This window comes from Methyloglobulus sp., from assembly GCF_046714055.1.
Taxonomy (GTDB): domain Bacteria; phylum Pseudomonadota; class Gammaproteobacteria; order Methylococcales; family Methylomonadaceae; genus Methyloglobulus.
Map to the genome: position 1 here is coordinate 1 of NZ_JBKKBJ010000105.1, position 7,595 is coordinate 7,595.

At 49.0% G+C, this 7,595-nt stretch carries 9 protein-coding genes; 6 read left to right on the top strand and 3 right to left on the bottom strand.

Annotation, left to right across the window (positions count from 1 at the left end; all coding sequences use genetic code 11):
• Positions 1-82 precede the first annotated feature (82 nt).
• Positions 83-1,249, bottom strand: coding sequence for an aminotransferase class V-fold PLP-dependent enzyme (locus ACLQ6D_RS06625; RefSeq protein ID WP_411726499.1), 1,167 nt, complete (start codon positions 1,247-1,249; stop codon positions 83-85).
• Positions 1,250-1,571: 322 nt separating this feature from the next.
• Between ACLQ6D_RS06625 and ACLQ6D_RS06630 the strand changes: the two genes are divergently transcribed.
• The 4 genes from ACLQ6D_RS06630 to ACLQ6D_RS06645 all read left to right on the top strand — a co-directional run bounded on the left by ACLQ6D_RS06630 (position 1,572) and on the right by ACLQ6D_RS06645 (position 4,995).
• Entirely contained in the window at positions 1,572-2,522 is a 951-nt protein-coding gene (locus tag ACLQ6D_RS06630) for an HpcH/HpaI aldolase/citrate lyase family protein (protein ID WP_411726500.1), read from the top strand.
• 24 nt (positions 2,523-2,546) lie between these two features.
• Entirely contained in the window at positions 2,547-3,728 is a 1,182-nt protein-coding gene (locus tag ACLQ6D_RS06635; RefSeq protein WP_411726501.1) for a malate--CoA ligase subunit beta, read from the top strand.
• Positions 3,729-4,616 carry a succinate--CoA ligase subunit alpha gene (sucD, locus tag ACLQ6D_RS06640; protein ID WP_411726502.1) on the top strand — a complete coding sequence of 296 codons (888 nt, stop codon included), beginning with the start codon at positions 3,729-3,731 and terminating at the stop codon, positions 4,614-4,616.
• A 112-nt stretch (positions 4,617-4,728) separates the two neighbouring features.
• Positions 4,729-4,995: a CBU_0592 family membrane protein gene (locus tag ACLQ6D_RS06645; protein WP_411726503.1), complete on the top strand. Its 267-nt coding sequence runs from the start codon at positions 4,729-4,731 to the stop codon at positions 4,993-4,995.
• Positions 4,996-5,418: 423 nt separating this feature from the next.
• On the opposite strand, the gene ACLQ6D_RS06650 is transcribed toward ACLQ6D_RS06645, so the two are convergent.
• A complete protein-coding gene (locus ACLQ6D_RS06650) occupies positions 5,419-6,132 on the bottom strand; it encodes a PP2C family protein-serine/threonine phosphatase (protein WP_411726504.1) in 714 nt (237 codons plus the stop codon).
• Positions 6,133-6,209: 77 nt separating this feature from the next.
• Positions 6,210-6,533: a DUF4359 domain-containing protein gene (locus ACLQ6D_RS06655; protein ID WP_411726505.1), complete on the bottom strand. Its 324-nt coding sequence runs from the start codon at positions 6,531-6,533 to the stop codon at positions 6,210-6,212.
• A gap of 295 nt (positions 6,534-6,828) precedes the next feature.
• On the opposite strand from ACLQ6D_RS06655, the gene ACLQ6D_RS06660 reads away from it, so the two are divergent.
• Entirely contained in the window at positions 6,829-7,083 is a 255-nt protein-coding gene (locus tag ACLQ6D_RS06660) for a hypothetical protein (RefSeq protein WP_411726506.1), read from the top strand.
• The gene (locus tag ACLQ6D_RS06665; RefSeq protein WP_411726507.1) at positions 7,080-7,373 is read left to right on the top strand and encodes a hypothetical protein; all 294 of its coding nucleotides are present in this window, start codon (positions 7,080-7,082) and stop codon (positions 7,371-7,373) included. The genes ACLQ6D_RS06660 and ACLQ6D_RS06665 overlap by 4 nt, the downstream gene beginning before the upstream one ends.
• Positions 7,374-7,595: the final 222 nt, after the last annotated feature.

Here is a 7,595-nt window from a genome sequence, read left to right on the forward strand (position 1 = left end):
AAATATTTCTATTCGAATAACTTTTTCTGCCAATAACCCCCCCTACGGCCTTCATTTTCCCCGTGTTTTCTGATAACAAACATTATTTCGCCGTCCCCCGATAATATTCAATCGCCGCCGCCACGCCACTTCCCGCTTTAATATCAAAACCATTATCCAACAAGGCCATTTCCACACCGGCAATCGCACCTAGCATAGACACATCGTTCATATCGCCAACGTGACCGATACGAAAGGCTTTACCTGCCAATTCCGACAATCCGGCACCCAAGGAAATATTGTATTTGTTGAACGCCGTGCTGATGACGTGGCGGGCATCTTTACTTTCCGGCACCATGATGGCCGATACGGTATCGGATTCAAAGCCAGGATAGGCGCAGAGTTTTAAACCCCAGACCGCAATAGCTTTGCGGGTACCTTCTGCCAGACGATGATGACGGGCGTAGACATTTTCCAGACCTTCTTCCAGCAATAAATCCAGCGCCTTACGCAAACCGTACAAGAGAGGCAAATTGGGCGTGTAAGGCGTGTAACCGTCCTTGTTGGTATTCATTTGGTCTTGCAAATCAAGGAAACAGCGCGGGTAAGTGGATGTTTCGGTTGCCTTTAATGCCTTTTGGCTGAATGCCAAAAACGCGCCGCCCGCTGGCAGCATAAATCCCTTTTGGGAACCGCTGATAGCGCCGTCTACACCCCATTCATCCATGCGGAAGTCAATGCTGGCAATGGAACTTACGCCATCAACAAACATTAACGCCGGATGTTTTGCTGCATCCATTGCCTTACGGACACCTGCAATGTCGCTGGTCACGCCGGTAGCCGTTTCGTTGTGGGTCGCTAATACGGCTTTGATTTCATGTCCCGTATCTTCTTTAAGCCGAGCTTCAAGTTTATCCAGCGGCATGCCTTTGCCCCAAGTTTCTTGATGGATTTCAACATCGAAACCTAACCTTTTCGCCAATTCCGCCCACAAATGGCTGAATTGTCCAAAGCGGTAAATCAATACCTTATCGCCTGGATTCAAAGTATTGGTCAGCGCTATCTCCCAACCCGCCGTGCCGGTTGCGGGAAAAATAAACGCTTGCCCGGTTTCGGTGCGAAAAATCTTTTTCAGGTCTTGCAACAGCGGTGTCAGTAATTGGGGGAAAATGGGCGAACGATGGTCTTCCATCGCAATATGCATCGCATTAAGCACTTCATTAGGTATGTTGGTAGGGCCCGGGATATACAGGTGATTACGACCAGCCATGGGTTTGTCTCTAAAGTAGTTATTGAATAAGTTTGATATTTTCCAGACAGCGGAAAACAGTTTTTTTGTTATTGCTGCCCTCTAATGCCGATAATGATGACATAGCCGAAAATAATCGGCAATCACCCGCACGTTAAAAATTGACTTTGCTTACACTAAAAGTAAAATGGCGGGTTAATTTTGATATGGGTTTACCTGTTGATAGTTCAAGCTATCCTTTATGGGCGTCTCTAAAAATCCAAAAAACCCCTTCTCCCAGAGGGAGAGGGGATTTTTAGAGATACCCTTACATTATCCCACCAGTGCAAATAGGAATATAGCAATGAGTCACACCTTATACACAGCGTCAGTGCAACGAGTGCAACGCTGTGAACTGGCGGTTCCTGGATCAAGCCCTGACATGTTTGAAAAAGCGTTGAAGAGCGGCGCAGATTTCATATTCCTTGACCTGGAAGATGCGGTCGCCCCCGATGACAAAATCCAGGCGCGTAAAAATGTCATCCAGGCCATCAATGACATAGCTTGGAAAAGCCATGGCATCACGGTTTCTGTCCGCATCAACGGCTTGGATACCCAATACATGGTGCGAGATGTGGTCGATCTGGTCGAACAGGCTGGTTCGAAATTAGACACTATCCTGATCCCTAAAGTGGGCGTTTATGCGGATGTGTATATGGTGGAGGCCATGCTTAACCAATTGGAAATGCAGCAGGGCTTAAAAAATAAGATTGGTGTTGAGGCCCTGATTGAAACAGCACTGGGGATGGCAAACGTCGAAGACATCGCCCGAAATGGCGCTTGTGGCCGTCTTGAAGCGTTGCACTTTGGTGTTGCCGATTATGCCGCCAGCAATCGTGCCAGGACTACCAATATCGGCGGACTAAATCCTGATTATCCCGGCGACCAATGGCATTCAGCGATTAGCCGTATGACGGTAGCCTGTCGTGCATTCGGATTGCGGCCTATTGATGGGCCGTTTGGTGACTTTAAAGATCCCGACGGTTTCAAGGCCGCTGCAAAAAGGGCGGCTGCATTGGGCTGCGAAGGCAAATGGGCAATCCATCCCTCGCAAATCGAACTCGCTCTCGAAGTGTTCACCCCGCCTACTGCCGAAGTCGAAAAAGCCAAACGTATCCTAAAAGCATTACAAGAAGCCGCAGCCCTTGGCAAAGGCGCTGCCACTTTGGATGGCAGGTTGATTGATGCCGCTTCAGAGAAAATGGCAAACAACGTCGTACGGGCAGTCGAAGCCATCGCTGCAAAAACCAAATAACCACAGAAACACGAGGAAGATGCCGTGGATATTCATGAGTATCAAGCAAAAGAACTATTGAGCGGCTATGGCGTTAAAATTGCCGAAGGCGGTTTGGCGTATAGCCCAGAAGATGCAGTCCAACGGGCACGGGACATTGGTGGACACCTCTGGGCGGTGAAAGCGCAAATCCATTCCGGCGCGCGCGGTAAGGCAGGCGGCATAAAAATCTGCAAAACGCATGATGAAGTTGCCGCGGCAGCGGAATATTTATTGGGCAAACGGTTGGTTACCCAACAAACGGGCCCTGCCGGAAAAGTCTGCTCCAGGCTGTATGTCGAAGCCGGAACGGAAATCGCAAAAGAATTGTATTTCTGCTTCCTGGTTGACCGTAGCTCGGAGCGTATTGTCATGGTCGGTTCTGCCCAAGGCGGTATGGAGATTGAAGAACTGGCAGCGAAGAACCCGGATGCCATCACTAAAATCTATATCGAACCCGCCGTGGGTTTACAGGATTATCAAGCCCGGCAAATGGCATTTGCCCTGGGTTTGGATGCAGAAATCTTGAGCCATGCGGTTAAAACGATCAGAGGTTGCTACCGCGCTTTGCGTGAACTCGATGTCAGTATGCTGGAGATCAACCCGCTGGTGGTGACCAGCAATAATGAACTGATTGCGCTGGATGCGAAAATGAGTTTCGATGACAACGCCCTATTTCGTCAGCCAAAAATTTCCGAATTACGTGACAAAACCCAGGAAGACCCACAGGAAATGGCCGCTGCCGACCGTGGTTTAAGCTATGTGGGCTTGGATGGCGACATCGGCTGCATGATTAACGGCGCGGGCCTGGCTATGGCGACGATGGACATGATTAAACTGGCAGGTGGGGAACCGGCCAACTTCCTGGACGTGGGCGGCGGTGCATCCGCAGAGCGCACCGAAAAGGCTTTTCGTTTAGTTTTAGCAGACAAAAATGTAAAAGCCATGCTGGTCAATATTTTTGCCGGCATTAACCGTTGCGACTGGATTGCCGAAGGCGTAGTGCAAGCGGTGCGGAAAATCGACATGAAAATCCCCCTCATCGTCCGTTTATCCGGCACTAATGTGGCAGAAGGCCGTCGCATTATCGCGGAAAGCGGCTTACCGATTATTACCGCAGACACGTTGGCGGAAGCGGCTGAAAAAGCCGTGCAAGCCCGTAACGAAGCCGTTGCAATGGGGTTATAAATGGCTATTTTAATCAACGAAACAACCCGCATTGTCGTTCAAGGTTTCACCGGAAAAATCGGCACTTTCCACGCCCAGAACATGATTAATTATGGTTCCAAGGTCGTGGGCGGCATCACTCCAGGGAAAGGAGGGCAAACCCATCTCGGCCTCCCCGTGTTCAATACCGTCAAAGAAGCCGTGCAGGAAGAGGGGGCCGATGCCAGCATTATCTTTGTGCCACCCGCGTTTGCGGCAGACTCCATCATGGAAGCCGCCGATGCAGGCATTAAATACTGCGTGGCGATTACCGACGGTGTCCCGACGCAGGACATGATGACTGTCAAAAATTTCCTGCGCCGTTTCCCGGAAGATAAGCGCATGATCTTAACCGGCCCCAATTGTGCAGGCACCATCAGCCCTGGACGTTCCATGCTGGGCATTATGCCCGGGCATATCTATATTCCCGGCAATGTCGGCATCGTAGGCCGTTCCGGCACCTTGGGTTACGAAGCGGCAGCGCAAATGAAAGCCTTGAAGATCGGCGTCAGCACCTCAGTAGGCATAGGCGGCGACCCCATTAACGGCAGTGCACACCGGGTAATCCTGAAAAAATTTGAGCAAGACCCGGAAACTAAAGTGATAGTCATGATCGGCGAAATCGGTGGCCCACAAGAAGTCGAAGCCGGACTCTATGCCAAAGCCAATATGACCAAACCCGTCGTTGCCTATATAGCTGGGTTGACCGCTCCCGAAGGTCGCCGCATGGGCCATGCAGGGGCGATCATCTCATCAGCCAGTGAAGGCGCTGCCGAAAAAGTGGCCATGCTGAAAGATTTGGGCATTATCATCTGCCCTACGCCTGCGGCAATGGGGGCAACTGTCGCAAAAGTGTTGGCGAAGTTGTAATAACAATTAATGTTTAAGTTGAAAGCTTGTATTTTGACAGTTATTCAAAGGTGTTTGTTAAGCAGATTGTGTGCTGATAAGTCAGCACTATCTATAGCGTGACATATACCCCATGTTAATCAACGATAAACATTTGGAGCTAATTGGCTGGATTGGCTTTATTCTGATCGTCAGTGCGTATTTGTTCGTGACGATCAAGCTGGTTGAAGCCAGCTCATCTTCCTATCACTTGATGAATTTAGAGGCGCTTTGTGTATGGTTGCAAATGCCAGGCACAATCGAGCCACGCCATTGTTTTGGCTTAATATCGTATGGTCTCTGGTTGCCATTATGGGCTTGCTGCAAGTTGATAAGCCTTAACTGTAAAAGTTTTGTTTAAAGCTGATATTAGACTGAAAGTGGGAGAACAACCTCCCTGATGGATGCCATGGTGGTTGCATAAGGCCATCACATTGCGTTTCTTTCCACCATACTGGCCAACTTCGCCATTTTACGGCGAAAAGTCATTGGTCGGGCAAAACATGCTTATACACCAAATTATTAGCCGAATTAGGCTCGAAAAAAAATATCTATGGGAAAATCAAACTACCTTTCAATTTTCCGCACGTTTTGACACAGCCTGGAACCATTTCGGACACTCATATGTGTACATTCCGAAACAGAATAAACGTAAAATTAACCGAGCGCGACCCACGAAAGCTAAGAATTGAGAAATGGCCTCATAGCCGCGCTCCGGTTAAATGCAATGTTATAGGCATTGTGTTTACTCCAACCCCAATTATTTCTGCTTCTTGGTCATCTTCTATTGCCTAGGAGTAAGCACAATCACCGTAATGTTGTCCTTGCCTCCAGCTTCCAGGGCGGCTGCGATGAGGCGATCCACCCTGGTTTGATTGCCGATAGTTTCGGACAGGATAGTTGCGATGCAATCATCAGTTACTTCCCCGTTCAGTCCGTCCGAGCAAAGCAGCAGGGTATCGCTCTCGCCCATTTCACCTGACACGCTATCGACTTTGATATTTAGATTGTCCGCTCCTCCTGTGCCTAGCGCCTGGGAAATAACATTACGAGAGGGATGCCCCGGAATCTCGCTCTCGGTAATTAGGCCGGCATTCAGCAGCAGTTGGACATAAGAATGGTCTGTAGTGAGCTGATGCAGCGTGCCGTTCCACAGATATGCGCGGCTATCGCCGACCCAGGCGATTTCATAACGCAGGCCATCCAGTTTCGCAGCGACCACGGTCGAGCCCATATCCGCAGCTCCCTCACCTTTCAGGGCGGCGGTTTGTATTGCACTGTGGGCTGTTTCAATGGCCTCGGCTAGCGTCATGCCTTGCTCGATACTATGGGCCATTTCCCGGATTGCGATCCCGCCTGCCACTTCTCCCGCTTCGTGCCCACCCATGCCATCCGCTATGACCCACAAGCCGAGCTTCGGCAAAGCGAGATGGCTGTCCTCGTTTATTTTACGCACCAATCCGGTATGCGTGCCTAGAGCGAAATCGATGTTGTTCATGTAAATCTCCTGTTTACCAACGTCCAAACTGCTACCTGGCACAAAATGGTCAAAATCGCTTTGCCGGGCAAAGAAAGTTACTCGCCGCGTTCGGATTCAGGGCTTTCCGTGATGTAAAAATTATTCAAGACCCCGATCGCCCGTATATGTTCATTTCCGAAGGCCGTGTCGTAGGTGCTGAAAAAAACATAATCCTTTCGTACCGTCTGTTTGGTCATTAGATTGGCGGCGAAACCACCAAGCAAAGAACCCAGCGCTCCCGCCATCGGATCTTTTACTTTTCGGGTTTCTTCGGTAATCCGCTGACCGACGAATTCATCGTAGTTGTCCAGCTTCGGATTGGCATACGCCAAAAGACCCAATAATGCGATCAGGATAAGAGTAATAGAAAATAGTTTCATGGAACCTCGAATAGTTGCGGGCTTTTCTGGAGAAAAGCTAAAAATCCTTTGTGTCGCTATCAGACTGCCTCTCGCATCTCGCGATCGCCAAACTGAAAAGTAGAAGGGTGAATAAATTTCAAAATGTTGTTTATGAAACTCTACAATAAGGTACGCCATAACCGCAAGTTATTCTCTTTGTTCAGTGCTGTAGGTGCTATTTTAATTTGGGATTGCATATGCGAGGATAGCTTGCTCACGCCTTACATGCTATCATGCAGCATGAAATAATTAATGCATTATGCCGGAGACGAACATGCTTAAAATGGTTGGGAGCAGCGGCCAGCTCTCGCTAGGTAAAAAATACGCTGGCAAATACTTTGAAATCGAACAGATGGAAGATGGCGCCCTTGTATTGCGTCCGATGAAGGTGATTTCGGAATCGGAGGCATGGCTGCACGAACCGGAAATACAGAAGAAGTTGCTCCGGGCTAAAGAGTGGATGAAGGAAAACCCGCCGACGGAAACCGACCTTGATGCGTTTCTGGAGCAAGTGAAGGATCGGCAGTGAGCCAGCGTGTCCGGCTCGATCTCAATGCGCCCACCTTTCAGGCTGATTTTGTCCGCTTGGAAACGGACGATTTGAGGCAGACGGCCAAGACTTTCAGGAAATTGCTCGGAATGACCTGGGATGCCGTCTATCGTGATCAAGGGTTGAAGTGGGAGGAAATCAGGTCTGCCAAAGGCACATACACGCTACGCATTTCGCAGAAGTGCCGGGCAATCGTCGTACGCGAAGGGGATTTCATGCGTTTTCTGGCGATCCATGCTGATCACGACGGTGCTTACAGCAAGAAATGACGGGGGCTTACCATGCTTGACATTAGCGAAGTGCAAATAATTACTGATTCCATTTCCCAATCAAAAGGAAATATTGTTTTATTTTTGAAACGGAGCGCAAAAGCGTTTGACGTAAAAACGAATTTTTCGAAAGCATTGTAGAAAAAACAATGTTAGTGTCTACGACAACTTTCATGCTTATTTTTCAATCAAGTATTCTTTATTTTCCTGCCACCATTGCCG

Bases quoted from the DNA above. Each gene is read 5' to 3' on its own strand.
- ACLQ6D_RS06645 (WP_411726503.1), top strand. From the start codon at position 4,729: ATGTTAATCAACGATAAACATTTGGAGCTAATTGGCTGGATTGGCTTT.
- sucD (WP_411726502.1), top strand. From the start codon at position 3,729: ATGGCTATTTTAATCAACGAAACAACCCGCATTGTCGTTCAAGGTTTC.
- ACLQ6D_RS06630 (WP_411726500.1), top strand. From the start codon at position 1,572: ATGAGTCACACCTTATACACAGCGTCAGTGCAACGAGTGCAACGCTGT.
- ACLQ6D_RS06650 (WP_411726504.1), bottom strand. From the start codon at position 6,132: ATGAACAACATCGATTTCGCTCTAGGCACGCATACCGGATTGGTGCGT.
- ACLQ6D_RS06625 (WP_411726499.1), bottom strand. From the start codon at position 1,249: ATGGCTGGTCGTAATCACCTGTATATCCCGGGCCCTACCAACATACCT.
- ACLQ6D_RS06655 (WP_411726505.1), bottom strand. From the start codon at position 6,533: ATGAAACTATTTTCTATTACTCTTATCCTGATCGCATTATTGGGTCTT.
- ACLQ6D_RS06660 (WP_411726506.1), top strand. From the start codon at position 6,829: ATGCTTAAAATGGTTGGGAGCAGCGGCCAGCTCTCGCTAGGTAAAAAA.